We start from the raw sequence: 26,359 nt of genomic DNA, 5'->3' as shown, positions 1-26,359 counted from the left end.
TCCTCGCATCAAGGCCGAGGATGACGGTGGAGAGGGGCACGAGCCCGCGCCATCGACCTGACGATGAAGCAGAGACAAACGGTCGGCTTCTATCAAGGCAAGGACTGGTTTGTCTCCTGGCCTCTACGCCGCCTTCTTCACGCCATTGCGCACGTCGGCAAAAATCTCGACCGAACGCAGCCGCTTGTTGATGTCGTGGATCGGCATGGAGACGATCAATTCGTCTGCGCCGGTCTCGCCCAGGAACTGCTGGAGTTTGTTCTCGATGGTCGCGTGCGAACCGACGGCGGCATAGCGCAACGTGTGTTCTACCGTGATCCGCTCCATGTCGTTCCAGTAGCCGTCCATGCTCTCCACCGGACGCGGGAAGGGCGTGCGGACATTCTTGCGCAGATTGACGAATTGCTGCTGGGCCGAGGTGAAGAGATGGCGTGCTTCTTCGTCCGTATCCGCGCCGACGCCCATGATGCCCACCATGACATGCGGTTCCGCTAGCGTCGCAGACGGCTGAAAGCGCTCGCGATAGATGGCGATCGCATCCATCAGCATGTCCGGGGCGAAATGCGAGGCAAAGGAATAGGGCAGGCCAAGCGCTGCGGCCAGATGCGCGCTATAAATGCTGGAGCCCAAAAGCCAGATCGGCACATTGGAATTGACGCCCGGAACGGCGAGGATCGCCTGATCCGGTTCCGGCGCGCCGAGGTAGCGCTGAAGCTCGACAATATCATGCGGGAAGTTTTCAGCACCGGCATCGAGATTGCGGCGGAGCGCACGCGCGGTGCGCATATCCGTACCCGGGGCGCGGCCAAGGCCAAGATCGACACGGCCCGGTAGAAGCGCTGCCAGCGTGCCGAACTGTTCGGCAATGACGAGCGGAGAATGGTTCGGCAGCATGATGCCGCCCGAGCCGACGCGGATGCGCGAGGTCGCCGCACCTACATGGGCGATAACGATCGATGTGGCGGCGCTGGCAATACCCGGCATGCCGTGATGCTCGGCAAGCCAGAAACGCTCATAGCCGTGTTCTTCCGCCTTGATCGCCATGCGGCGGGAATTGTCGAGCGCCTGGCTTGCGTTCTCCCCATCGCCAATCGGCGACAGATCGAGAATGGAAAAGGGAATCATGGCATGCTCCTTACGGCATTTCTTTATAAGGGAATGTAATGTGCAGCGCGGCATTTGCGATAGTCGTCGCAGCGAATTGATTCATGGTTCAAAAAAACTGACGGCCCCCGAATGGATGGCGATCCGCATGCGGGACGTATTTTCCCGTTGAATGTTTTTGTTTTGTTCACTTATGGCTGGCAGGTTTCAAGGCCACAGGATAGGGTTTGAGACATGCAGAACGCGATTCGAATTATCGGCATTGATCCGGGGCTGAGACGCACGGGCTGGGGTATCATCGAGACGATCGGCAACAGCCTGCGTTTCGTGGCGTCCGGCACCGTCACGTCGGATGGCGACATGGATCTCGCCTCCCGTCTTTGCCAATTGCATGACGGGCTGGCGGATGTCGTTCATTCGTACCAGCCGGACGAGGCGGCGGTGGAGCAGACCTTCGTCAACAAGGATGCGGTGGCGACCCTGAAGCTTGGCCAAGCGCGTGGCATTGCCATGCTCGTTCCCGCCCGCGCCGGTCTCCATGTGTCCGAATATGCACCGAATGCGGTCAAGAAGGCGGTGATCGGTGTGGGGCATGGGGAAAAGCAGCAAATCCACATGATGCTGAAAATCCTGATGCCGAAGGCTGAGTTCAAGGGTAACGACGCCGCCGATGCGCTGGCGATTGCTATCTGCCATGCCCATAACCGCGGGGGCGACCGGATGCGCCGGCTCCTTGCCGCGGGCTAACGTCGGCTTTTCACCTCTCTCTCAAACATCACGGACGCGACGATGATCGGCAAACTCAAAGGCACCATAGAGGAAATCGGCGACGACTATGTTCTCGTTGACGTTCATGGCGTCTGCTATGTGGCGCATTGCTCCGCCCGCACATTGTCCAGGCTGGGTTCGGTCGGCGAGGCCGTGGTGCTGTTCATCGAGACCTACGTGCGCGAGGACCAGTTGAAGCTCTTCGGCTTCATGAGCGCGCTGGAGCGCGAGTGGTTCAACCTGTTGCAGAGCGTGCAGGGTGTGGGCTCCAAAGTGGCGCTCGCAGTGCTTTCCACCCTCTCGCCCTCCGAACTTGCCAATGCCATCGCGCTGCAGGACAAGGCTGTGGTGTCGCGTGCACCCGGCGTCGGCCCGAAGGTGGCGATCCGTATCGTCACCGAGTTGCGCAACAAGGCCCCTGCTTTTGCTGGAGAGGCGGCAGGTGCCATCGGTCTCAAGCAGGAGATCGGCGAAGGAGCGGCACCGGCACCCGTGGCCGACGCCGTCTCGGCGTTGACCAATCTCGGCTATTCGCGCGATCAGGCTGCCAATGCCGTGGCCGCCGCCTTGAAGAATGGTGGTGAGGGTGCAGACAGCGCCAAGCTGATTAGGCTGGGTTTGAAGGAACTTTCGCGATAACACATGGCGTGTTATTCTCCTTACATTCTGCAAAAAGTAAGAAAGTTCGCGCTGATGGGTTTTCAAACGACGATCACTTCCAAAGGGCAGATGACAGTACCGAAGAATGTGCGCGACGAGCTGGAGCTTAAGCCTGGCGACAAGTGCTACGTTTGGGTGCGCAATGGTGAGATGATCGTGGTGCCGCGCAACAAGTCTTTCAATGATCTCGCAGGACTTCTTGGTGCACCGCCAAATGGCAAAAGGCTGACGATCGAAGAGTTGGATCCTGGCTATGTGGCTGCGGATCACTATGGGGAGTCGATGCTGCCCGAGGACGATGAATGACGCGCCGATTCGGGCTCGATACCAATGTCCTGTTGCGCGTGGCAATCGACGACGATCCTGGCCAAAGAGAGAAGGTGAAGACGCTTCTTCAAAGCTTGGGAGAGGATGACGTGCTGATCGTCAGTCTGCCGGTCATATTGGAAGTGGCATGGGTGCTTGAGCGCCTTTACGAATACCCGAAGGAACAGGTTCTCGACTTTCTCCAGGCTATTCTCGAGCGACGCGAAGTCGAAGTGCCGGATTATCAGGTTGTCGGAAATGCCATTGACATATGCCGTGGAACAACAGCCGATTTTTCGGACGCTATTATTTCAGAACTGAACAGACTATCGGGTTGTGCGACGACATATACTTTTGACATCAAAGCAGCGCGAAAAATACCCGGAATGGAACTTTTGACATGAGTGAGGCTGCACGGCTGATTTCTGCTGAGAAGCGCGGCGAGGATATCGACACGACGCTGCGCCCGCAGACGCTGGATGATTTTACCGGCCAAGCGGAGGCGCGCGCCAATCTGAAGATCTTTATCGAAGCGGCGAAGAACCGTGGCGAGGCGCTGGACCATGTGCTCTTCGTCGGTCCGCCCGGCCTCGGCAAGACGACGCTGGCGCAAATCATGGCCAAGGAGCTTGGGGTGAACTTCAAGTCTACCTCCGGTCCGGTCATCGCCAAGGCGGGCGATCTTGCCGCGCTGCTGACCAATCTGGAAGAGCGTGATGTGCTGTTCATCGATGAAATCCACCGCCTCAATCCGGCCGTCGAGGAAATCCTCTATCCGGCCATGGAAGATTTTCAGCTTGATCTGATCATTGGTGAAGGGCCTGCGGCGCGGTCTGTGAAGATCGATCTGTCGAAGTTTACCCTCGTTGCGGCCACCACGCGCCTTGGTCTTTTGACCACGCCGCTGCGCGATCGTTTCGGCATTCCGGTGCGGCTTTCCTTCTATACGGTGGATGAGCTGGAACTGATCGTGCGGCGTGGTGCGCGCCTGATGGGCCTGCCGATGACGGATGAGGGTGCGCGGGAAATCGCCCGTCGCGCCCGCGGCACGCCACGTATTGCCGGGCGCCTGTTGCGCCGCGTGCGCGACTTTGCTGAAGTTGCGCGCGCCGAGGCCGTGACGCGGGAGATTGCCGACGAGGCGCTGACCCGGCTTCTGGTCGACAATATGGGTCTCGACCAGCTGGATATGCGCTATCTGACGATGATCGCGATGAATTTCGGCGGCGGGCCTGTGGGTATCGAAACTATCGCAGCAGGTCTTTCAGAGCCCCGCGATGCCATCGAAGACATTATCGAGCCCTATATGATCCAGCAGGGATTTATCCAGAGAACGCCGCGTGGCCGTATTTTGACCGCGACGGCGTGGAAGCATCTCGGTATGCAGCCGCCTAAGGATCTGGAAGCGGCGCAGTTCCGCCTTTCTCTCGAGGACGAATAAATTTGATCACGCGCCGTGCGCTTCTTAAAATGGCTGCGACCGCAAGCGCGGCGTTCTTTTCTCTTGGGGCCTATGCAGGCGGGGTCGAGCCCATGCTGCGTCTTACCACGACGCGCTACCGGATCACCCCACCCAATTGGCCGGAAGGGCAAAACCTGCGCATCGTCGTCCTCGCCGATGTCCATGCCTGCGAACCGTGGATGTCACCGGAGCGGATTGCGCGCATCTCCAACTACGCCAATACGCTTGGCGGCGATATTATGCTGCTCCTCGGTGACTACGTCACTGGCATGCAACACTTCATCACCGATATCGTCCCCCCACAGGAATGGGCGCAGGCGCTTTCGGGTTTGACGGCACCCTATGGCGTTCATGCCGTCTGCGGCAATCACGATTGGGCACAGGATCCGGAGGCCCAGCGGTTTCGACTGAGAGAAACCCTGTCACACCGGGCGCTTCGCGCTGTCGGCATTACCGTTCATTCCAACACTGCGATCCGAACGGGAAGCGAGGAGCATCCCTTCTGGATTGCCGGACTTGAGGATCAGTGGGCCTATCGTGAGCGCGGCGAGACGGTCGGGCTTGACGATCTCCCCGGCACGCTGGCGCAGATCACCGACAATGCGCCAATCATCATGATGGCGCATGAGCCGGACATCTTTCCAATGGTGCCGGATCGCGTGTCGCTGACCTTGTCGGGTCACACTCATGGTGGACAGGTCAACCTCTTCGGCTGGAGGCCGGTCGTTCCGTCCGTCTTCGGTGAGCGCTATGCCTATGGTCACAAGGTGGAGAACAATCGCCACCTCGTTGTGTCTGGAGGGCTTGGCTGTTCGGGCGCCCCGATCCGCTTCATGTCGCCACCGGAAATCGTTGTGATCGATCTCGTCGGCTGACGGAACCAGACTACCGCTGCCGCGCTTTCCCGTTCTTTCAATGGGAGAAGCTGCATGACGACATATCGCAAAGGCACCAAGGTGAGCTGGAAGTGGGGCAACGGCAAGGGCGAGGGCAAGGTGGCCGAGAGCTTTACCGACGATGTCGAGCGCAAGATCGACGGCTCGACGATCAAGCGGAAGGCAAGCAAGGATGAGCCTGCCTATCTGATTGAGCAGGAAGACGGCGGCAAAGTTCTGAAGAGCCATTCGGAGCTTGATAAGGCGAGTTGAGCCGGCAGGTCGCCGCCACGTGTTAAAGAGAGGCCCGAGGCGCTGATCGCGTCGGGCCTTATGGCTTATATGCGAGAGGGGTGGCGAGATGACCTATGATCCGACGCGGGTGTTCAAAAAGCTGGCGCGCAACAACAGACTGGCCAACCTTCGCCTTCACCAGACCTGTCTTCAATTGACCGCTGAGGAGTTGGTGGCACCACGCACCAGCTTCTTTCCGACGATCCGTGAAACGCTCAACCATATTTACCTGGTGGATGTGTTCTATCTCGATGCGATAAAGGGCGGATCCCTGGGGCACAGTGTTTTCGGTGAGAGCGAGCCCTATACGGAGATGGCGGCGCTTGCAGAGGCGCAAGCTGCACTCGATATGGATTTGATTGCTTTCGTCGACGGTCTCGACGCGGCGGGGCTTGCTGCGACGGTTCATGTTCATCGGGGTCATCGGGTGCAGGAAGATCGTTGCGACGATATTCTCTCGCACCTCCTCCAGCACCAGACGCATCATCGCGGCCAAGTCCATGCGATGCTGTCCGGCACGCGCCTCAAGCCGCCACAGCTTGATGAATTTATCGTCGGAGACGATGCTCCTGTTCGCAAAACCGAATTACAGGCATTAGGATGGACGGGAACTGATTTGATGTTTCCTGTTTAATCCTTTGGACGCCTGATGGTCGAAGACACCCGCATTCGTATGAAATTCAAGCCGAAGCGCATTTTCCAGATGCGCGTCGCCGGTATCGCCTTTCGCAACGGCCATGTGCTGGTGCATCGCGCCACCCATGAAAAATTCTGGACCTTTCCCGGCGGACGGGCGGAAATGGGCGAGCGATCGGAACAGACGCTGGCGCGCGAAATGGTGGAAGAACTGGGGGCCGAGGTTTCGGTTGGACGGCTGCTCTGGGTGGTAGAGAACTTCTTCCATTACGAGGGCAAGGACTGGCACGAGCTTGGCCTCTACTACCTGATGGAGCTACCCGAAAACTTTCCCTTCGATGAGCAAAAGATCGTCCATCGTGTTCAGGATGGAAAGAATGCCCTCGAATTTCGCTGGGCCAAGGCGACGACGGAGGCATTGACCGCGCTCGACATCCCGCCCTATTTCATCGCCGCAGAGATCGAAAACCTGCCCGCCTCCACGCGTCACGTGGTCTGGGACGACGGCAATCTGGACGACAAATGAGCCATTCTCAACCGCGCCACATGATCCGGCTGGACCACAAGCCGCAGCTCTTCAGCTTTCGCGTGGCAGCCCTGATCTTCCATGAAGCCTATCTTCTGGTGAACCGGAGTGTGGTCGATCGTTACTGGGCGCTGCCGGGTGGTCGCGCCGAAATCGGGGAAAGCACCGAAGAGACGATTCTGCGCGAAATTGAGGAAGAACTGCATGTGAAGGCGAGTATCGAGCGTCTTGTCTGGTCTGCGGAAAACTTCTTTGCTTACGGCGACTACCAGGCGCATGAGATGGCCTTCTATTATCAGGTCCGGTTGGAAGAGGCTTTTCCGTTTCATGAGAATGATATCATCCACCGCGTTGCCGATGGGGGCGAGGTGGAGTTCCGCTGGTTGCCTGCAATGGTCAAGGCCTTGCGCGAGAACGATCTGCGTCCGGCCTTCATCGCCGATAGTATCGAGACGCTGCCGGAGCGCCATCAGCATGTGATCGTGCGCGAAGGCAAATAATAGGACAAACAATGACTGACATCACCGTTTCTCTTTCCGGCGAGTTGATCGAGCATGGCCACAGGCTGGTGCAGCGGGTCTATTACGAGGACACGGATTTTTCCGGCCTTGTCTATCATGCGCGCTATCTGCACTTCCTCGAGCGCGGCCGCACAGATTATCTGCGCTGCCTTGGCTGCGAGCAGAGCGCGCTCCTGACGGCTGATGAGGAAGGGCTGGTCTTCGTGGTTCACCGCATGGAGATCGACTTCAAGACGCCAGCGCGGATGGACGATGTGCTGACCATCACCACCATCACCGAGAAGGCGGGTGGGGCAAAGATGGTGCTGAACCAGGAGATCCGACGGGGCGAGACGCTGCTGGTTGCGGCGAAAGTGATCATTGCCGTGATCAACGGCAAGGGAAGACCAAGACGTCTGCCGGAGACCGTTGCCGAGAAGTTTTTGAAGTAAACCCGAAGGCGGGACAGAAAACCCGCCCGCGGCCCGATGTTTCGTAACACTCCCTTAACCATAATGTAGTCTTACTAAAACGCCCGGTATTTGTGGGCTATGCGCCTTCCTTTTACCAAATTTAGCGGCGAATAAGGCGTACTGGCACTTATCGGGGCAAAGGCGACGGGCTGGCGGAGTTTCAACCGCGAGGCTTAACGCATCAATGCGTGTTTGAATCGCCCGGTCATGCACCGGGCGTTTGGATTCGGGGATTGGAATATTTATGGAACAGGCAGGTTTGGCAGCGGCAACGCATGATGTGAGTCTTTGGGCACTGTTCATGCAGGCCGGATTCATCGTCAAGCTGGTGATGATCGGCCTCCTGGCCGCCTCGGTTTGGACATGGGCCATCGTCATCGACAAATATATGAGCTTCACCAAGGCGCGGCGCCAGTTCGACCAGTTCGAACAAGTCTTTTGGTCCGGTCAGTCGCTTGAAGAGCTGTACCGCACGCTGGCCGAACGCCAGAATGGCGGCCTTGCGGCGATCTTCGTGGCTGCCATGCGCGAATGGAAGAAGTCTTTCGAGCGTGGCGCGCGTTCGCCCATCGGTCTGCAGATGCGTATCGACCGGGCCATGGATGTGACGATGGCGCGCGAGAGCGAGCAATTCGAAGCCCGCCTCGCTTCGCTGGCAACGATCGGCTCTGCCGGTCCGTTCATCGGTCTCTTCGGTACGGTCGTCGGTATCATGACCTCGTTCCAGGCGATTGCCGGTTCGAAGTCCACCAACCTTGCGGTCGTGGCGCCCGGTATTGCCGAAGCGCTTCTGGCAACGGCAATCGGCCTTGTGGCCGCTATTCCGGCCGTTATGGCCTACAACAAGTTCATGGGCGACGCGCACAAGCTTTCCTCGCGCATGGAAGGTTTTGCCGACGAGTTTTCCGCGATCCTGTCTCGCCAGATCGACGAGAAGCTGCAGACGCGTCAGGCCGCGCAGTAAAACGCAACGCCGAAAGCCAGTGGAGTAAAACGCGATGGGTATGTCAGCAGGCGGTAGCGGTGGTGGTTCGGGCGGTCGTCGCGGCCGTGGACGCGGTCGCCGTGGCGGCGGTGCGATCAGCGAAATCAACGTGACGCCACTCGTGGACGTCATGCTCGTGCTGCTCATCATCTTCATGGTGGCAGCACCGATGATGACGGTCGGTGTTCCGGTCGATCTGCCGCAGACCTCTGCCTCGGCGCTGAACTCGGAAACGCAGCCGATTACCATTTCGGTCAATGCCAATGGCCAGATCCATTTGCAGGAAACGCCGATCGAAGCGGCGGAAGTGGCGGACAAGCTGAAGGCGATCGCCACCACCGGATACAATGAACGCGTCTTCGTGCGCGCCGATTCCGTCGCCGCTTACGGTGTTGTCGCGGACGTCATGGCGCGTATCCAGGGTGCAGGCTTCAAGAATATCGGCCTCGTAACACAACAGAAACAGGACAATTGACCTCGGCGATGAAGGGCAGCCTCACCACATCTGCGATCGTGCACGCCTCGCTGCTGGCCTTTGCCCTTGTGTCCTTGGGCTCGCCGGCACCGCTCGAGGTGTCTCAGGCCGAGTCGATGCCTGTCGAACTCGTGTCCGTCGAGGAAATGACGCAGATCCAGCAGGGTGACAAGAAGGCGCCGAAGGCGGAGAAATCTGCCCCCGTTCCGACGACGCGTCCTGACACCGTGCCCAACGCACAGAATATCGGTAACAACAGTGCCGACCTCGATGCGCCGCCAACGCCGACCGAAAAGCCAAACAACAATGTCAGCGCTGCCGCTCCGCCAAAGCAGGAGCATCCGGCACCGGTGGTTGATACCAATCCGAACGACGTCAAGGACATCGTGAAGGAAGAGACCGCACCGAAGCCGCAGGAAATGGCAGCCCTTCCACAGCCAAAGCCTGAGATCGCGACACCGCCGAAGCCTGCCGAGCCGCCGCCAGCCGAGCAGAAAGCTCAGGAGCCGCCGCCGCAGAGCCAGGAACCAGCGGAAATTGCCGTGCCGCAGAATGTGCCGCGCCCGAATGCACGTCCGCAGCCGCCCGAGCCGCCAAAGCCCGAGACGCAAAAGCCGGCTGAGCAGAAGCCCGCGGAAAAGCCGACCGAAAAGAAGACCGACCAGGCAAAAGCCAACGAAAAGCCTTCCGACAAGAAGGTCGCGGATCGCAAGCAGGAAACGGCGAAAGCTGCAGCAACGCAGCAGAGCGAGTTCAACGCCGATGAGATTTCCGCCCTTCTCAACAAGCAGGCACCATCCGGCGGCGGCGCGAAGCGCTCCACCCAGACGGCGGCCCTTGGCGGGAAGAAGACGATTGGCACGGGCTTGAGCGCCAGCGAGATGGATGCTCTTCGGGGACAGATATCCAAGAACTGGTCGATGGTCGCCGGCCTGACCGACGTTGCGCAGGTGGTCGTTGAAGTCCGCGTGCATCTCGACCGATCTGGTGAGATCGTCGGCCAGCTTGAGGTTTCGGCGACAGGCGGCCCTGACGGGACGCGCCGTGCGGTGGAAGGCAGCGCAAGACGCGCCGTCACCCGGTCTGCGCCCTTTACCAATCTCCCACCGGATAAGTACGACGGTGAAAAAGGATGGAACACCTTGTTGTTGACGTTCACGCCGGAAGACTTCGGTGTCTGAGCAGCCGCTTCGGGCGCCAGGCATCCGTATTCCAATCGATGTGCAATTTATGAAAAAAAGCTGAAAGGCTTGTCTCGATGATCAAGTTCTCTTTCCTTCGCGCGATGATGGTGGCCTCCGGCCTCATCCTGTCGTTCGTTGCGATCACTCCGGCCAACGCGGAAGTTCGGCTCAATATCACCAAGGGCAATGTGCAGCCGCTGCCGATTGCGATTACCGATTTCATGTCGGGTGACGGCATCGGTGCGCAGGTTTCCGCTGTGGTCGCCGCGGACTTGCAGCGCTCCGGCCTTTTTGCGCCGATCAACAAGAGCGCCTTCATCGAAAAGATCAGCAATCCGGATCAGCCGCCGCGTTTTGAAGACTGGAAGGTCATCAACGCCCAGGCACTGGTCACGGGCCGGGTAACGAAGGAGGCCGATGGCCGTCTTCGTGCCGAGTTCCGTCTGTGGGACACCTTTGCCGGCCAGCAGATGATGGGCCAGCAGTTCTTCACCCAGCCGGAAAACTGGCGCCGTGTCGCGCATATCATCGCCGACGCCATCTATGAGCGTATCACCGGCGAGAAGGGTTACTTCGACACCCGCGTCGTTTTCGTTTCCGAAAGCGGTCCGAAGCAGCAGCGCAAGCGCCAGCTGTCGATCATGGATCAGGACGGCTTCAACGTTCGCAACCTGACCAACACCAACGACCTCGTGCTGACGCCACGCTTCTCGCCGAACCGTCAGGAAGTCACCTACATGTCGTTCGAGGGCAACCAGCCGCGCGTCTATCTGCTGCAACTGGAAACCGGACAGCGCGAAGTCGTCGGTAACTTCCCGGGCATGACCTTCTCCCCGCGCTTCTCGCCGGACGGTCAGAAGGTGATCATGAGCCTTCAGCAGGAAGGCAATGCCAATATCTACACGATGGACCTGCGCTCGCGCACGACGACGCGTTTGACGAACACGGGTGCCATCGACACGGCACCGTCCTATTCGCCGGATGGCCAGCGCATCGCCTTTGAAAGCGACCGCGGCGGACGCCAGCAGATCTATGTCATGAATGCCGACGGTTCCGGCCAGACGCGTATTTCCTTCGGCGACGGCTCTTACTCCACGCCGGTCTGGTCTCCGCGCGGCGATCTGATTGCCTTTACCAAGCAGTCGGGCGGCAAGTTCTCCATCGGCGTGATGAAGCCCGATGGTTCGGGCGAGCGCATTCTGACGTCCGGCTTCCACAATGAAGGACCGACCTGGGCACCGAATGGACGCGTGCTGATGTTCTTCCGCCAGAATGCCGGTGCCGGTGGCCCGCAGCTCTATTCCATCGATCTGACGGGGTATAACGAGCAGATGGTCAAGACCCCGACCTATGCCTCGGACCCGGCCTGGTCGCCGCTGCTTGACTGATAATTCCGGGCGCAGCGTCCCAAACCGGGGCGTTGCGGCGGTTTTGTGGAGAATGCCGGGAATGCGCCTCTTTCTTGCCGCAAAGTGCTGTGAGGGAGCAAAAAAGTGGGACATTTCCTTTTTGTTAACCATAAGCGTTCGGGGGCCGTTAACCTCAATCGGTTAGCGTCTGGCAACGTTATCGAAATCCTAAGGAGAGACCGGCGATGAGCCGTACACAAACTTCGGCGCTTAGCCCAATGCAGAGAATCGCCCGCAATCCGGCTGTCATCGCTCTGACGCTCGCTCTGGCACTTGCCGGTTGCGCGAACAAGAAGAACATGCCGAACAGCGCTGGCGAGCTTGGCCTCGGCGGTGGTGCCGGTTCCGCGACGCCTGGTTCGCAGCAGGACTTCACCGTCAATGTCGGCGACCGCATCTTCTTCGATACCGACTCAACCTCGATCCGTGCCGACGCACAGCAGACGCTGCAGCGCCAGGCTCAGTGGCTTGCTCGTTACCCGAACTACGCCATCACCATCGAAGGCCATGCCGACGAACGCGGCACGCGCGAATACAACCTGGCGCTTGGTGCACGCCGTGCAGCCGCCACCAAGGAATTCCTGGCGTCCCAGGGCGTTCCGGCAAACCGCATGAAGACGATCTCCTACGGCAAGGAACGTCCGGTGGCTGTGTGCGACGACATCTCCTGCTGGTCGCAGAACCGCCGCGCGGTTACCGTTCTCGGTGGCGCAGGCATGTAATTGCCTCGCGCAATCGTGATGAAATTTGCAAAGGCGGCCCTCGGGTCGCCTTTCGTTTTTTTCATAGTTTGGCCGAAGTTAAGTTGCTTTTTCATCGCAGATGGAAAAAATCCGGAGTTGCGCCGCTGGGGCGCAAATCAATGAGACAGGAAGCACTATGAAGAAACTTGTCGTGGCGGGAATGCTGGGGCTTGCAGCCTGCACCGGCTTGAGCGGCACTGCAGTGTCGCAGCCGTTGTTTGGCTGGGGTGGGAACCCTAGCACGACCAATTCGCGGGCTCCGGTGGTCAATGTCCAGGCCAACGAGACCTACCGTGTACAGCAGCTTGAAGAGCAGATCCGTCAGTTGAACGGTCGTATCGAAGAGATGAGCTTCCAGCTTCTCCAGATGCAGGAGACCATTCGCAAGGCGCAGGAAGACAATGAGTACCGCTTCCAGGAACTGGAAGGCGGCGGCAAGTCGTCCGCACCGGCTGCAGCACCGAAGAAAAAGGCCGAGGCGGATCTTCCGCCTGCAGGCTCTTCCGCCGGTCCGTCTGACGATGTCGCAACCATCATCGAAGAGCCGTCTTCCAACGGCGCTTCGGCGTCCGGCGGTGTGGCGCCCACCGGGCCGCGGTCCAACGCCGCACCTGGGGAAACGACGCTTGGCTCGATCGAGCTCGATTCGCGTGGCATGCCGATTGGCGGCACGTTGAATTCGAACGCCAATAATTCTGCGGGCGCGCTTCCAGGTGTGAGCACGGGTGGCAAGTCCACCAGCACCGATCCGGTCAATACCGCCGCACTCACCAGCGAAAACGACATCTATCAGGCGGCCTACAGCCATGTGCTGGCGGGCGATTACAAGCAGGCGGAGCAGGGCTTCGAACAATATATCCAGGGCTATCCCAATGGCTCGAAGGCGGCGGATGCCAGCTTCTGGCTTGGCGAAGCGCAGTACTCGCAGGGTAAGTTCACCGCTGCCGCGAAGACCTTTCTCGATGGACACAAGAATTACGGCAAGTCTCCCAAGGCGCCTGAAATGCTGCTGAAGCTCGGCATGTCGCTTGCCGCACTCGACAACAAGGACACGGCCTGCGCCACGCTGCGCGAAGTGCCGAAGCGCTACCCCAGCGCCTCCAAGACCGTTCTCGGCAAAGTCACCAGCGAACAGAAGCGCATCGGCTGCTGAGCCTGCTCGCAGCCCCCGCCATGGCGATCCCGTCTTCTCCGCTAGCGCCGATCGAGGCAGCGCGGAATTTTCTAGAACGAATTCAAAAACCTGCCCTTCTTTTGGTCGCTATATCAGGCGGAAGCGACTCCACCGGCCTGCTTCTGGCGCTTCACGAGGTTTTGCTTGTCTGCGGTCGAGACGATGTCCAGCTTCATGCCGTGACCATCGACCATGCTTTGCGGCCCGAAGCGGCGGATGAGGCGGAGGCCGTCAAGTCGCTGTGTCGCACGCTCTCCATTCCTCATCACATCCGTCGCTGGACCGACGAGAAACCGAAAACCGGCATCTCCGCCGCAGCACGGCTGGCGCGGTATCGGCTGATCGGAGAGGTCGCCGGCAAGATTGGTGCGACCGCCATCGTGGTCGGGCACACGCTTGACGACCAGCGCGAGACGATTGCCATGCGCAGTTATCGGGGCGCGCAAGCGAACCTGCCCGGGCTTTCCGGCATGGCAGATGCGGTTCTCTACAATGCCCGTCACTGGGTGTTGCGCCCGTTCCTGGGCGTGAGGCGTGAGGATATCCGCCGCTATCTCCTGGCCAGAGGGCAGGGCTGGGTCGACGACCCCAGCAATGAAGACGACAAGTATGAGCGTGTGCGGGTGCGCAAGCGCTCCACGGACGCCGATGTTCCGTCCAGCGAGCCGCTGCTCGACAGGACAGAGCTTGCATCCAGAGCCGCCGCTCTTGTGTCTGCTGCCGTGCAGGCTTATCCGGGGGGCTTGATCAAGCTCCACGCTGATTGCCTTATCGATGATCCTAACGTCATCCGCTATGCCCTCGCAGCCCTCGCTGGCGTCACTGGCGGCAGGGCCTATCCGCTTGCGGCGGAGAGTATGGATCGGGTGATGGCCTTCGTTGCCGGTGGAGAGCCAGGCAGGCTGACAGCGGGGCGTGTCATCTTCGACAGGCGCAAGGAGGGGCTCTACCTGATGCGTGAGAACCGGGACGTGCCGACGATCACCGTTGCTCCCGGTGAAACCGGCCTGTGGGATGAGCGGTTCGAGATCGTCAACCGTTCCAAGGTCGCGGTAAGCGTTTCCGGCGGGGTGGCTGCATATGAAGAAGATCTCGCGCCGACCGCAGTTCCGACCGGCGTGCTCAAACGGGCGAAGCTTGCGCAGCCGCTTGTTAGGCCGGAGGGTTCAGGGCAGGGGAGCGCTGATATTGGAGCGGTAACGATCCGCCCCTTGATTGCGCCTTATGACCTGTTTCTGCCCCGCTTCGATCTTGAACTGGCAAATGCGATTGCGCTCAGCCTTGGGCGCGGCGTCTATCCGCAGCTTCCGGTATACTAGTGCGGTAAAATTCGCAGAGTTTTTACCGCAAAACACATCTCCTTTCTCCCTTCGCCTTGGCAACCGCACCTGTCCTCCTTATGTTAGGGGCAACATAATGGCGGGCGGTCCTCCGTCCGTTGGAGTTCGGGGAGTTCAATGAACCCAAATTTTAGAAATTTCGCCCTGTGGGCGGTGATTGCTCTTCTGCTGATTGCGCTTTTCAGCATGTTCCAGACATCGCCGTCTCAATCCGGCTCGCGCGAAATTCCATATTCGCAATTTATTCGTGATGTCGATGCAGGCCGTGTCCGTGAAGTGACGGTAACGGGCAACCGCGTTCTTGGTACCTATACCGAGAATGGAACGACCTTCCAGACCTACTCGCCGGTGATCGACGACTCGCTGATGGACCGTCTTCAGCAGAAGAACGTCACCATCGTCGCGCGTCCTGAAAGCGATGGGTCTTCCGGTTTCCTGAGCTATCTCGGCACGCTGTTGCCGATGTTCCTGATCCTTGGCGTCTGGCTGTTCTTCATGCGGCAAATGCAGGGTGGATCGCGCGGCGCGATGGGCTTTGGCAAGTCCAAGGCGAAGCTTCTGACCGAAGCGCATGGCCGCGTCACCTTTGACGATGTGGCCGGTGTAGACGAAGCCAAGCAGGATCTGGAAGAAATCGTCGAATTCCTGCGCGACCCGCAGAAGTTCCAGCGTCTCGGCGGCAAGATCCCGCGCGGCGTGCTGCTTGTCGGTCCTCCCGGTACGGGTAAGACGCTTCTGGCGCGTTCGGTTGCCGGTGAAGCCAATGTGCCGTTCTTCACCATTTCCGGTTCGGACTTCGTCGAAATGTTCGTCGGTGTGGGTGCGTCCCGCGTCCGCGACATGTTCGAACAGGCGAAGAAGAACGCGCCCTGCATCATCTTCATCGACGAAATCGACGCCGTCGGTCGCCACCGTGGTGCCGGTCTTGGCGGCGGTAACGATGAGCGTGAACAGACGCTCAACCAGCTTCTGGTTGAAATGGACGGCTTTGAGGCCAATGAGGGCATCATCCTGATTGCCGCGACCAACCGTCCCGACGTTCTCGACCCGGCACTCTTGCGTCCAGGCCGTTTCGACCGTCAGGTCGTGGTGCCGAACCCGGATATCGTCGGCCGCGAACGCATCCTCAAGGTTCATGCGCGCAACGTGCCGCTGGCACCGAATGTCGATCTCAAGGTGCTGGCCCGTGGTACACCCGGTTTCTCCGGTGCGGATCTGATGAACCTCGTCAACGAAGCCGCCCTCATGGCCGCGCGCCGCAACAAGCGCGTCGTCACCATGCAGGAATTCGAAGACGCCAAGGACAAGATCATGATGGGTGCGGAACGCCGCACGACCGCCATGACCGAGGCCGAAAAGAAGCTGACCGCTTACCACGAGGCGGGCCACGCCATTACCGCGCTCAACGTGCCGGTGGCCGATCCGCTGCACAAGGCGACGATCATTCCGCGTGGTCGTGCGCTCGGCATGGTCATGCAGTTGCCGGAAGGCGACCGCTATTCCATGAGCTACAAGTGGATGGTGTCGCGCCTCGTCATCATGATGGGTGGCCGCGTGGCCGAAGAACTGACCTTTGGTAAGGAAAACATCACCTCCGGTGCGTCTTCCGATATCGAGCAGGCAACCAAGCTTGCGCGTGCCATGGTGACGCAGTGGGGCTTCTCCGACGAACTCGGACAGGTTGCCTATGGCGAGAACCAGCAGGAGGTCTTCCTGGGTCACTCCGTCTCGCAGTCGAAGAATGTTTCCGAGGCAACAGCGCGGACGATCGATAGCGAAGTTCGCCGTTTGATCGACGAGGCGTATAGCGAAGCCCGCCGCATCCTCACCGAAAAGCACGACGAGTTCGTCGCTCTTGCCGAAGGCCTGCTCGAATATGAGACGCTGTCTGGCGAAGAGATCAAGGCGCTCTTGAAGGGTGAAAAGCCTGCCCGCGATATGGGTGACGATTCGCCAAACAGCCGCGGCTCCGCCGTGCCGAAGGCGGGCGCCAAGAAGGACGGCCCGAACGAGGCCAAGGGCGACGGCGAAGCGGAAGGTGGCATGGAGCCACAGCCGCACTGAGCTTGGTGCATAAGTTTACGATAGAAAGGCCGCTCCGACAGGGCGGCCTTTTTGCTGGGTGTTTGCACCGCTCCCATTCGGCGGGCTAGCCTCTCCCGTTGCTGGCGCTTCGCCTGAAAACCCTAACGCTTTCCTGGGGAGAAACCCGACCACTCACGACATATATTCCGTTTTTGCGGTAATTTACGTGCCGCCAGACTCGCTTTGTGGCATCTAGCGAAGAAGGACGCTTGGACTCGACCAGTGGTCGTCCTCAATATTTGGAGTTCACATGACACGTCGCTATTTCGGAACTGACGGCATTCGCGGGCAGTCCAACGTTTTCCCCATGACCCCGGATCTGGCGATGCGGGTGGGGATTGCTGTCGGTACGATCTTCCGTCGTGGCCATCACCGTCATCGCGTCGTGATCGGCAAGGATACTCGCCTGTCCGGCTATATGCTGGAAAACGCCCTGGTCGCTGGTTTTACCGCTGCCGGTCTCGATGTCTTCCTGCTTGGCCCGATCCCCACACCTGCGGTTGCCATGCTGACGCGTTCGCTTCGTGCCGATATCGGCGTGATGATTTCCGCTTCGCACAATCCCTTCGCCGATAACGGCATCAAGCTCTTCGGCCCGGATGGCTACAAGCTTTCCGACGAGCTGGAGCTGGAGATCGAAGACCTGCTCGACAAAGACATCTACGCCCAGCTTGCCAAGCCGCACGAGATCGGTCGCGCAAAGCGCGTCGATGGCGACATTTATCGTTACATCGAATTCGTCAAGCGCACCCTGCCGCGCGATGTGACGCTGAACGGGCTCAGAATTGCCATCGATTGCGCCAATGGTGCAGCCTACAAGGTTGCTCCCACCGCGCTTTGGGAACTGGGTGCCGAGCTTGTGACCATTGGCAACGAGCCGAATGGCACCAACATCAATTTTGAATGCGGCTCGACCCATCCGGAAGCCTTGCAGAAAAAGGTTCATGAAGTGCGTGCCGATATCGGCATTGCGCTCGATGGCGACGCCGATCGCGTGATCATCGTCGATGAGCGCGGCCAGATCGTCGATGGCGACCAATTGATGGCAACCATTGCCCATAGCTGGGCCGAGGACAACCTCCTGCGAGGCGGCGGCATTGTCGCAACCGTCATGTCCAATCTTGGCCTGGAGCGGTTCCTTGGCGACAAGGGGCTGACGCTGGCGCGCACCAAGGTGGGCGACCGTTACGTGGTGGAGCATATGCGCAACCACGACTTCAATGTCGGCGGCGAGCAGTCCGGCCATATCGTGCTGTCCGATTACGGCACCACGGGCGATGGTCTTGTGGCAGCGCTTCAGGTTCTGGCGCGCGTCAAGCGGTCGGGCAAGACGGTGAGCGAGGTCTGCCGTAAGTTCGAGCCTGTGCCGCAACTGTTGAAGAATGTCCGCATTTCCGGCGGCAAGCCGCTCGAGAATCCCGTTGTAAAGCAGGCGATCGCCGATGCCGAAAGCGCACTCGCCGACAAGGGCCGCCTCGTCATTCGCCCATCGGGCACCGAACCGCTGATCCGCGTCATGGCCGAAGGCGATGACAGTGCGCAGGTCGAGCGGATCGTGAATGATCTGGTCGGCGTGATCGGCAGTGTGAAGTCGGCGGCTTGACATATCCGCAGAGGGCGCTCGCATCCGACGGGACGCCCTTTCACCCTTGCTTCAACGTCGGATAGCGGATCATGGGCTGAGGCGTCGGTTGGGTCGCACGCGAGGGATGTCTGCGCTTACCCCCGTCACGCCCGCTTCTGAAGGCTCTCCTCCAAGTCCCCGTTCAGAAATGCGTGCACCTTCTCCGTCTGGATCGGTCGGGAGAAGACGTAGCCCTGCACCAGCGTTCCGCCGAGCGTCTTGATGACGTCGAGTTCGGCCTGGGTTTCGACGCCTTCGACAATCGTGTTTAGGCCCATCTCGCGGCTGAGGGTCAGGAGCGAGCGGACGATGTTGTAGCTTGCGGCACTGTCCTGAATGTTTCTCACGAAGCTCCGGTCGATCTTGAGCTTGGTCAGCGGGAGCGAGTGCAGAGAGGTCAGGCTCGAATAGCCGGTGCCGAAATCGTCGAGCGAAATGCCGCAGCCGATCTTTCGGAGCATCTCGACGGAATTGCGTGCCTTTCGGGTGTCGTGAATGATCGCTGTTTCGGTGATCTCCAGGTCGAGCCGCTGGGGGTCGAAGCCGCTGGTGGCGATGATGGCGATGATGCCAAGCGTGGCTTCCGTGCTGTTGACAGCCTGGGCTGAGAGATTGAAGGACAGGCGCACATCCTTCGGCCAGGTCTTTGCCGCAGCGAGTGCCTGTTTCAATAGCGGTTTCGTCAGCATGCTGATGATGCCGGCGCGCTCGGCAATCGGGATGAATTGTGCGGGCCCGACCGTTCCGAGAACTCTGCTCTCCCAGCGCGCGAGCGCCTCGAAGCCGACGGTCTTGCCGGAGGTGACGTCGAGGATCGGCTGATAGACCACCGACAATTCTTTGGCGAGATCGGCCTGTCGCAGCGTCTGCTCGACGCGCGCATCGCGGTGGATTTCGACGATATGCTTGGTGGTGAAGAGCGTGCTGTTCCCGCGATGCTCCCGCTTGCTCTGGTAAAGTGCATAGTCGGCGCGGTCGAAGAGTTCTTCGGGCGTCGAGGCGACATCGGGATAGATGGCGATGCCGATCGAAGCGGAAATCATGATCTTGGCATCCGGCGTTTCGAAGGGGATGCGAAGCTTGGCGCCCATCATGTGGCAGCGGTAAGCACAGTATTCTCGTTGACTTGACCGGAGATGATGAAGGCGAACTCATCGCCACCCAGGCGGGACAGGAAGATGCCTTGTGCGCTACACACGTCCTGCAGCCTCTTGCCGACTTCTTTCAAGAGCCGGTCGCCGGCGGAGTGACCGTAAAGGTCGTTGACGGGTTTGAAGCCGTCGAGATCGATCGCGCCCACCGCCAGCCGGTGCTTTTCGGCCTGGGCGAGCGTGAAGCATGCGTCGAGATGATGGAAGAATGCGCGTCTATTGGGGAGTTCGGTGAGGCTATCGATGTTGGCCAGCTTGAGGTTCTCATTGCTCAGCGCTTCGGTCTTCTGCTGGGCCAGCACCATTTGCTCGAAATTGTCGTAGTTGATCTTGAGCACGACCAGCATGCCGAAGCAGACGAGCAGAATGTTGATGGCCGTGGCAACCAGCGTCATGTGCCCGGTGGACGCGAAGAAGACGACGAACGTGCCGTTGACGATCGCCGTCACCATCAGGGCGGCAGAGCGCACATGCATCATGCAAAAGATGCAGGAAATGACGGTGATCGCCATATAGAAGGCCACGTGTGACTTCTGGAAGTCATCGCCATAGGGGTAGAGCAGGCAGGACCAAGTGGTAAAGCCCGCGGCAATTCCTGCCCCGAGGATGTTTATCCACCGCATGGTGGCCGCGACGGCTGCAATGGAAGGGGTTTCACCCCGAGACCGTAGCCAGAAGAGGATGCGCGCACCGCACAGGACCGTGAAGACAGATGGAACGCCAAGCGACAGCAACCTCGGTGCGGCGTCCAAATAGGTCAGGGCCAGCGCCCAGGTGCTGGACAGCAGGATGAAGTACATCATCGGCATCTGCCGGCTGAAGGCCGTATATTGCGCTCGCAACAACACCGGATTGTCCTGTGGCGTGGGCGCGAAGTCGAAGATGCTTTTCAGATTTGTTTTCACCGAGGGCCACTCTGGACAGGTTGTTGTACCGTCTTCTTCAACGGGTTAGTCGCGATTTCAGCTGTTGCCGAACGCAGCGAGTGGCGCCGTCATGGTCAATGCGGGACGATGACGGGCGATGTCGAAACGTTCTGCGCGTGAACATGCCTGAGAGGTCAAAGTTTCGGGCTGTTGCACGCGCTTTTCGTTTTATACTGGATACCGGTTAATACTGTTGTCCATCGACAGGACGAATTCGAAAGAAACACATCGATTCGGCACAGTTGTGCTGATCTGTTCTGGTGCAGCTACGGGATGTACTTAAGCCCGCTACGGGTGCATTTGCGCAGCTTTAGCTGCTGACATTGCTGCCGTTAACGCGGCGTTGACTGTATTTATTAGTAAAACAGCCTTTACTGGCGGTAATATTAATCGTCACTTAACCAATTTCATTCAGGTTTCATAAGTGAAGAATTCACTGGTGTACGCGCCACTTGCGTGTGCCGCTTATGGAGCCACCTATATGAAGAAGAGCCTGATCGGTATTGTTGCCGCTCTGATGGCAGGTCAACACGCACTTGCTGCGGATGTCTATCAACCAGCCCCACCAGCCTACATTGAGACTGCACCGGAAATTCAGGTGAAGGAAGCGAGCGGCTGGTATCTGCGTGGCGATGTTGGCTATTCCTTCAACAAGTTCCGCGGCGGCAGCTTCAACCGGGCGGTGTCGGCATCTGCGATGGAAGATGTCAGCTTTACCAGCGCGTCCCAGAAGGACAGCGTCCTCTTTGGCGCAGGTGTGGGCTACCAGATCAACAACTATCTGCGCACCGACCTGACTTTCGATTATTTGTCGAAATCCAACTTCCGTGGCACGGCACCAGACCTGTCGTCTCACACCTCGCTCACGGCCTATGGCCTGATGGCGAACGCCTATGTCGATCTCGGCACCTATGGCCGCGTCACGCCTTATGTCGGCGCGGGTATCGGTGGCGCCTATGTGAAGTGGGACACGTTCAGGACCGATTCCGGTTGCTGCGAGTTCGACGGCAAGAGCAACTGGCGCTTCGCCTACGCTCTGATGGCTGGCGCCTCGGTTGACGTCACCTGCGATTTCAAGGCCGATATCGGCTATCGCTTCCGTCAGATCGGGCAAGGCGAAATGTTCGGTCTCAACGGCGCTGCCGGTCCTGGCCGCGACAAGGGCCTGACCTCGCATGAAGTCCGTCTCGGTGGCCGCTATGTCTTCAACGGCTGCGACACCGCACAGTATATGCCGCCCGCCGATATTCCGGTTCAGCCCGCCGTTTACAAGTAAACGTCACAGACCGATCGTAGACTTCGACCGCCCGTATCCTGTCGATACGGGCGGTTTTCTTTTGTGCGGTTATCGGCGTCTGGCGCATATCGGACAAAATTGTTGAAGCTTGCGACATATTCCGCTTGACGGAAGTGGCGGAGAGGAATAGCAACGGCGTCAGGACACTCCACCCTAACGTGGAGCGCCTATCTGGAAGGATAGTCAAATGACAGATACAGTGAAGCCGGACGTGCGTCCAGGCAATACGCATTTTTCTTCAGGTCCCTGCTCGAAGCGCCCCGGTTGGTCGCTTGATGCTCTCGCCGATGCACCGCTTGGTCGTTCGCATCGCGCCAAGGTTGGCAAAGCCAAGCTGAAGCAGGCCATCGATCTCACCCGCGAAGTTCTCAACGTTCCTGCCGATTATTGTATCGGTATCGTTCCCGCATCCGACACCGGCGCCGTTGAAATGGCCCTGTGGTCGCTGCTCGGCGAACGCGGCGTGGACATGCTCGCCTGGGAGAGCTTCGGTGCCGGCTGGGTCACCGATGTCGTCAAGCAGCTGAAGCTCAAGGATGTTCGCAAGTTCGAGGCCGATTACGGTTTCCTGCCGAACCTGTCCGAAGTGGATTTCGACCGCGACGTGGTCTTCACCTGGAACGGCACCACATCGGGTGTTCGTGTTCCCAATGCCGATTTCATTCCTGCCGATCGCAAGGGTCTCACCATCTGCGACGCGACCTCTGCCGCATTCGCGCAGGATCTCGATTTCGCCAAGCTCGATGTCGTCACTTTCTCCTGGCAGAAGGTTCTGGGCGGCGAGGGTGGCCATGGCGTGATCATTCTGTCGCCACGCGCCGTCGAGCGCCTGACGACCTATGTACCGGCCTGGCCGCTGCCGAAGATCTTCCGCATGACCTCTGGCGGCAAGCTGATCGAAGGCATCTTCACCGGGCGAGACGATCAACACGCCTTCGATGCTCTGCGTCGAAGACTATATCGATGCGCTTCTCTGGGCGAAGAACCTGGGCGGACTGAAGGCGCTGATCGCGCGTGCTGACGCCAATGCCAAGGTCATCTTCGACTTCGTGGCCGAAAACAACTGGATCGCCAATCTGGCGGTTGTCGATGAGACGCGCTCCAACACCTCCGTTTGCCTCAAGATCGTCTGCAAGGATGTTGCAGCCCTTGATGCGGCTGCACAGGCCGATTTCGCCAAGGGCATGGTTTCCCTTCTCGAAAAGGAAAATGTGGCGCTCGATATCGGTGCCTACCGCGACGCGCCATCGGGCCTTCGTATCTGGGCTGGTGCGACCATCGAAACGGCCGACATGAAGGCTGTGATGCCATGGTTGAAGTGGGCCTTCGAAACCCAGAAGGCAACGCTTGCCAAGGCTGCGGCCTGATCCATTCCGGCCCTGCGGATTGCAGGGCCGCACACACTTTTCGCTTTCCCGCATAAACCGTTTTTCAAGGAGCCCACACCATGGCACCTCGCGTACTCGTATCTGACGAACTGTCGGAAACCGCCGTTCAAATCTTCCGCGACCGTGGCGTCGAGGTGGATTTCCAGCCGAAGCTCGGCAAGGACAAGGACAAGCTTGCTGAAATCATCGGCAATTATGATGGTCTAGCCATCCGCTCCGCGACAAAGGCGACGGAAAAGCTGATCGAAGCCGCGACCAATCTCAAGGTCATCGGCCGCGCCGGTATCGGCGTCGACAATGTCGATATTCCGGCCGCATCGCGCCGCGGTATCATCGTCATGAACACGCCGTTCGGCAACTCGATCACGACTGCCGAACACGCCATTGCATTGATGTTTGCCGTGGCTCGCCAGCTTCCGGCAGCCGATGCCTCCACGCAAGGCGGCAAGTGGGAAAAGTCGAAATTCATGGGTGTCGAGATCACCGGCAAGACGCTCGGCGTCATCGGTGCCGGCAATATCGGCTCCATCGTCTGCTCGCGCGCACTTGGCCTCAAGATGAATGTGCTGGCATACGATCCCTTCCTGTCGCCGGAGCGCGCCCAGGAAATGGGTGTGACCAAGGTCGAGCTCGACGAGTTGCTGGCCCAGGCCGACTTCATCACGCTTCACGTTCCGATGACGGACAAGACCCGCGGCATTCTGGGCGCGGAAAACCTTGCGAAGACGAAGCCCGGCGTTCGCATCATCAACTGCGCCCGCGGCGGTCTGGTGGATGAGGCAGCACTTGCCGACGCCATCAAGTCCGGCCATGTCGCCGGTGCCGGTTTCGACGTCTTCGAAGTCGAGCCCGCGACCGAGAGCCCGCTCTTCGGCCTGCCGAACGTCGTCTGCACGCCGCATCTTGGCGCATCCACCACGGAAGCGCAGGAAAACGTTGCTCTTCAGGTTGCCGAGCAAATGTCGGATTACCTCGTCAAGGGTGCGGTTTCCAACGCCATCAACATGCCTTCGATCACGGCTGACGAAGCGCCGCGTCTAAAGCCCTTCATCAAGCTGGCCGATGTTCTCGGTTCCTTTGTCGGTCAGGTACAGGAAAGCGCCACCAAGGAAATCGAAATCCTTTACGATGGCGCAACCGCCAGCATGAACACCAAGGCACTGACGAGCGCACTTCTGGCCGGTTTGATCCGTCCGCAGGTGGCAGACGTCAACATGGTTTCCGCGCCGATCATGATCAAGGAAAAGGGTATCATCCTGTCCGAGGTCAAGCGCGACAAGACCGGTGTCTATGACGGCTTCATCAAGCTGACAGTCAAGTCCGAAAACCAGGTTCGCTCGGTGGCCGGTACGGTGTTCTCGGATGGCAAGGCGCGTTTCATCCAGATCAAGAACATCAACATGGATGCCGATGTCGGTCAGCATATGATCTACATCACCAATACCGACGTGCCCGGCATGATCGGCTTCATGGGGACAACGCTCGGTGAAGCAGGCGTCAACATCGCGAACTTCCAGTTGGGTCGCGAAGTCAATGGCGGCGATGCCATCGCGCTTCTCTATGTCGATGGTCCTGTGTCCGAAGACGTCTTGAACAAGCTGCGCGCCAACCCGGCGATCCGCCAGGTCAAGCCGTTGACCTTCAATATCGACTGATCGGCTCAACGTCTTTCTCATCCTCAAGCCCGGTGCGGATAGCCTTCCGCGCCGGGCTTTTTCTTCTCCGTTGGAACGCAATCTACCAAAGGTTGCGCATCACGAAATATTTATGGTTCATACCCTCAAAATGAAGACCGATAGTTGCTATATCCCTGTCGTTCTTTGTCGCTCAATGGGAGGGCGACCCAACAGGAGATAACGATGTTTGCTGCCATTCGGCGCTTTAAAGGTTTGTTCGCAGTTGCCGCTCTGGGGATTGCGGTTTCGTTCGTGGCTGTCGATATGGCAGAAGCGCGCCGCGCCAGCGGCGGTTTCGGCAGCCGCGGCACGCGCACCTTTTCGGCGCCGCCCGCAACCAACACGGCGCCTGGTCAGTCCGCACCGATCAACCGCAGCATGACGCCGAACACCAACCAGGGTGCGCAACCAGGCGCAGCGCAGCCGGCACGTCCGACCGCGCAGGCGCCGCAGCAGAGCCGCGGCATGTTCGGTGGCATGATGGGCGGGCTCATGGGCGGCCTGTTGATGGGCGGCCTTTTCGGCATGCTGATGGGCGGCGGTTTCGGTGGCATGGCAGGCTTCTTCGGCATGTTGCTGCAGGTGCTGCTGATCGGCGGTGTCGTCATGCTCGCCATGCGTTTCTTCGCCTCGCGTCGTCAGGGCCAGCCGGCCTATGGCGGTGCCTCCGGCCAGAACAATGCGCGCAGCGACTATTCTGCCAATAACGGTCAAGGCCAGGGTGGCTTCAAGATCCCGCAGATGGGATCGCGCGCCGGTGCCTTCGGTGGCGCTGCCGCCGCAACGGCCGCTGCCGCTCCCGTTGCCACCAGAGCTGCACCGCATGAAAATGCCATGTCCGAAGGTGACGAAATCGGCGTGACGCATGGCGACCTGGAAACCTTCCAGCACATGCTGCAACAGGTTCAGTCCGCTTATGCTGCGGAAGATTACGGCACTTTGCGCAAGCTGACGACGCCGGAAGCCATGTCTTACCTTGCCGAAGAGCTCAGCGACCACGCGACGAGCGGCGTGAAGAACGACGTTCGCGATGTGACGCTGCTGCAGGGCGACGTTGCGGAAGCATGGCACGAAGAAGGCCAGGACTTCGCCACCGTTGCCATGCGCTACTCGGCCATCGACATCATGCGCGACCGTGCCACGGGCAAGGTCATTGAAGGCAATGAGCATGAGCCGGAAGAATCAGTCGAGATGTGGACCTTCGTTCGCAAGGACGGCTCGGAGTGGCAAGTGGCCGCAATCCAGGCTGCCGCATAAATCTTAAGTTTTTTCGACATGATGAAGGTGCCGGGGTTCGA

Annotated in this window: 25 protein-coding genes and 2 pseudogenes; 24 read left to right on the top strand and 3 right to left on the bottom strand. The window is 59.3% G+C overall.

Annotation, left to right across the window (positions count from 1 at the left end):
• Positions 1-123 precede the first annotated feature (123 nt).
• Entirely contained in the window at positions 124-1,125 is a 1,002-nt protein-coding gene (locus QE408_RS19925) for an LLM class flavin-dependent oxidoreductase (protein WP_306934137.1), read from the bottom strand.
• A gap of 213 nt (positions 1,126-1,338) precedes the next feature.
• On the opposite strand from QE408_RS19925, the gene ruvC reads away from it, so the two are divergent.
• From ruvC to glmM, 20 genes are all read left to right on the top strand, one after another.
• The gene (gene ruvC, locus QE408_RS19920; RefSeq protein WP_306934135.1) at positions 1,339-1,851 is read left to right on the top strand and encodes a crossover junction endodeoxyribonuclease RuvC; all 513 of its coding nucleotides are present in this window, start codon (positions 1,339-1,341) and stop codon (positions 1,849-1,851) included.
• A 42-nt stretch (positions 1,852-1,893) separates the two neighbouring features.
• Entirely contained in the window at positions 1,894-2,511 is a 618-nt protein-coding gene (gene ruvA, locus QE408_RS19915) for a Holliday junction branch migration protein RuvA (protein ID WP_306934133.1), read from the top strand.
• 54 nt (positions 2,512-2,565) lie between these two features.
• Entirely contained in the window at positions 2,566-2,838 is a 273-nt protein-coding gene (locus QE408_RS19910) for an AbrB/MazE/SpoVT family DNA-binding domain-containing protein (RefSeq protein WP_306934131.1), read from the top strand.
• Positions 2,835-3,242: a PIN domain-containing protein gene (locus QE408_RS19905; RefSeq protein WP_306934130.1), complete on the top strand. Its 408-nt coding sequence runs from the start codon at positions 2,835-2,837 to the stop codon at positions 3,240-3,242. The genes QE408_RS19910 and QE408_RS19905 overlap by 4 nt, the downstream gene beginning before the upstream one ends.
• Entirely contained in the window at positions 3,239-4,279 is a 1,041-nt protein-coding gene (gene ruvB, locus QE408_RS19900) for a Holliday junction branch migration DNA helicase RuvB (RefSeq protein ID WP_306934128.1), read from the top strand. The genes QE408_RS19905 and ruvB overlap by 4 nt, the downstream gene beginning before the upstream one ends.
• Positions 4,280-4,281: 2 nt before the next feature.
• Positions 4,282-5,175, top strand: a complete 894-nt coding sequence (locus QE408_RS19895) for a metallophosphoesterase (RefSeq protein WP_306934126.1) — start codon at positions 4,282-4,284, stop codon at positions 5,173-5,175.
• Between the two features lie 54 nt (positions 5,176-5,229).
• Positions 5,230-5,448: a hypervirulence associated TUDOR domain-containing protein gene (locus QE408_RS19890; protein ID WP_306934124.1), complete on the top strand. Its 219-nt coding sequence runs from the start codon at positions 5,230-5,232 to the stop codon at positions 5,446-5,448.
• An 88-nt stretch (positions 5,449-5,536) separates the two neighbouring features.
• On the top strand, positions 5,537-6,103 hold the full coding sequence (locus tag QE408_RS19885; RefSeq protein WP_306934123.1) for a DinB family protein: 567 nt from the start codon (positions 5,537-5,539) through the stop codon (positions 6,101-6,103).
• Positions 6,104-6,118: 15 nt separating this feature from the next.
• Positions 6,119-6,631: an NUDIX hydrolase gene (locus QE408_RS19880; RefSeq protein WP_306934122.1), complete on the top strand. Its 513-nt coding sequence runs from the start codon at positions 6,119-6,121 to the stop codon at positions 6,629-6,631.
• Complete coding sequence (locus QE408_RS19875; protein WP_306934120.1) at positions 6,628-7,131, top strand: NUDIX hydrolase; 504 nt, start codon at positions 6,628-6,630, stop codon at positions 7,129-7,131. Before QE408_RS19880 ends, QE408_RS19875 begins: the two co-directional genes overlap by 4 nt.
• Before the next feature lie 11 nt (positions 7,132-7,142).
• Positions 7,143-7,583 (top strand): tol-pal system-associated acyl-CoA thioesterase, encoded by a 441-nt coding sequence (gene ybgC / locus QE408_RS19870; RefSeq protein WP_306934119.1) that lies wholly within the window; start codon positions 7,143-7,145, stop codon positions 7,581-7,583.
• Positions 7,584-7,848: 265 nt separating this feature from the next.
• Complete coding sequence (gene tolQ, locus QE408_RS19865) at positions 7,849-8,568, top strand: protein TolQ (protein WP_306934117.1); 720 nt, start codon at positions 7,849-7,851, stop codon at positions 8,566-8,568.
• 34 nt (positions 8,569-8,602) lie between these two features.
• Complete coding sequence (tolR, locus tag QE408_RS19860) at positions 8,603-9,064, top strand: protein TolR (protein ID WP_062427953.1); 462 nt, start codon at positions 8,603-8,605, stop codon at positions 9,062-9,064.
• An 8-nt stretch (positions 9,065-9,072) separates the two neighbouring features.
• Positions 9,073-10,245 (top strand): hypothetical protein, encoded by a 1,173-nt coding sequence (locus tag QE408_RS19855; protein WP_306934112.1) that lies wholly within the window; start codon positions 9,073-9,075, stop codon positions 10,243-10,245.
• 77 nt (positions 10,246-10,322) lie between these two features.
• Positions 10,323-11,636 (top strand): Tol-Pal system beta propeller repeat protein TolB, encoded by a 1,314-nt coding sequence (tolB, locus tag QE408_RS19850; protein ID WP_306934110.1) that lies wholly within the window; start codon positions 10,323-10,325, stop codon positions 11,634-11,636.
• A gap of 206 nt (positions 11,637-11,842) precedes the next feature.
• Positions 11,843-12,379, top strand: a complete 537-nt coding sequence (gene pal / locus QE408_RS19845; protein ID WP_306934109.1) for a peptidoglycan-associated lipoprotein Pal — start codon at positions 11,843-11,845, stop codon at positions 12,377-12,379.
• Between the two features lie 157 nt (positions 12,380-12,536).
• On the top strand, positions 12,537-13,553 hold the full coding sequence (gene ybgF / locus QE408_RS19840) for a tol-pal system protein YbgF (RefSeq protein WP_306934106.1): 1,017 nt from the start codon (positions 12,537-12,539) through the stop codon (positions 13,551-13,553).
• Between the two features lie 101 nt (positions 13,554-13,654).
• Positions 13,655-14,893 carry a tRNA lysidine(34) synthetase TilS gene (gene tilS / locus QE408_RS19835; protein ID WP_306934104.1) on the top strand — a complete coding sequence of 413 codons (1,239 nt, stop codon included), beginning with the start codon at positions 13,655-13,657 and terminating at the stop codon, positions 14,891-14,893.
• 138 nt (positions 14,894-15,031) lie between these two features.
• Entirely contained in the window at positions 15,032-16,978 is a 1,947-nt protein-coding gene (gene ftsH, locus QE408_RS19830) for an ATP-dependent zinc metalloprotease FtsH (protein ID WP_306934102.1), read from the top strand.
• 271 nt (positions 16,979-17,249) lie between these two features.
• Positions 17,250-18,602, top strand: coding sequence for a phosphoglucosamine mutase (gene glmM / locus QE408_RS19825; protein ID WP_306934100.1), 1,353 nt, complete (start codon positions 17,250-17,252; stop codon positions 18,600-18,602).
• A gap of 125 nt (positions 18,603-18,727) precedes the next feature.
• On the opposite strand, the gene QE408_RS19820 is transcribed toward glmM, so the two are convergent.
• Both QE408_RS19820 and QE408_RS19815 read right to left on the bottom strand, forming a co-directional pair.
• Entirely contained in the window at positions 18,728-19,639 is a 912-nt protein-coding gene (locus tag QE408_RS19820; RefSeq protein ID WP_373465591.1) for a putative bifunctional diguanylate cyclase/phosphodiesterase, read from the bottom strand.
• Positions 19,613-20,079, bottom strand: a pseudogene (locus QE408_RS19815) (diguanylate cyclase domain-containing protein); the annotation flags it as partial. The gene QE408_RS19820 and the pseudogene QE408_RS19815, both read right to left, overlap by 27 nt.
• A gap of 1,102 nt (positions 20,080-21,181) precedes the next feature.
• Between QE408_RS19815 and QE408_RS19810 the strand changes: the two are divergent.
• The 4 genes and pseudogenes from QE408_RS19810 to QE408_RS19795 all read left to right on the top strand — a co-directional run bounded on the left by QE408_RS19810 (position 21,182) and on the right by QE408_RS19795 (position 26,318).
• Positions 21,182-21,976 carry an outer membrane protein gene (locus QE408_RS19810; protein ID WP_306934098.1) on the top strand — a complete coding sequence of 265 codons (795 nt, stop codon included), beginning with the start codon at positions 21,182-21,184 and terminating at the stop codon, positions 21,974-21,976.
• A gap of 208 nt (positions 21,977-22,184) precedes the next feature.
• Positions 22,185-23,364: pseudogene (locus QE408_RS19805) on the top strand (phosphoserine transaminase).
• An 80-nt stretch (positions 23,365-23,444) separates the two neighbouring features.
• The gene (serA, locus tag QE408_RS19800) at positions 23,445-25,040 is read left to right on the top strand and encodes a phosphoglycerate dehydrogenase (RefSeq protein WP_306934097.1); all 1,596 of its coding nucleotides are present in this window, start codon (positions 23,445-23,447) and stop codon (positions 25,038-25,040) included.
• A gap of 204 nt (positions 25,041-25,244) precedes the next feature.
• Positions 25,245-26,318: a Tim44 domain-containing protein gene (locus QE408_RS19795; RefSeq protein WP_306934096.1), complete on the top strand. Its 1,074-nt coding sequence runs from the start codon at positions 25,245-25,247 to the stop codon at positions 26,316-26,318.
• The last annotated feature ends 41 nt before the right edge of the window (positions 26,319-26,359 follow it).

Source organism: Agrobacterium larrymoorei, from assembly GCF_030819275.1.
In the GTDB taxonomy this organism is placed as follows: domain Bacteria; phylum Pseudomonadota; class Alphaproteobacteria; order Rhizobiales; family Rhizobiaceae; genus Agrobacterium; species Agrobacterium larrymoorei_B.
Note: the sequence above shows the minus strand (reverse complement) of the source record. Positions and strands in the feature narration are given on the sequence as shown.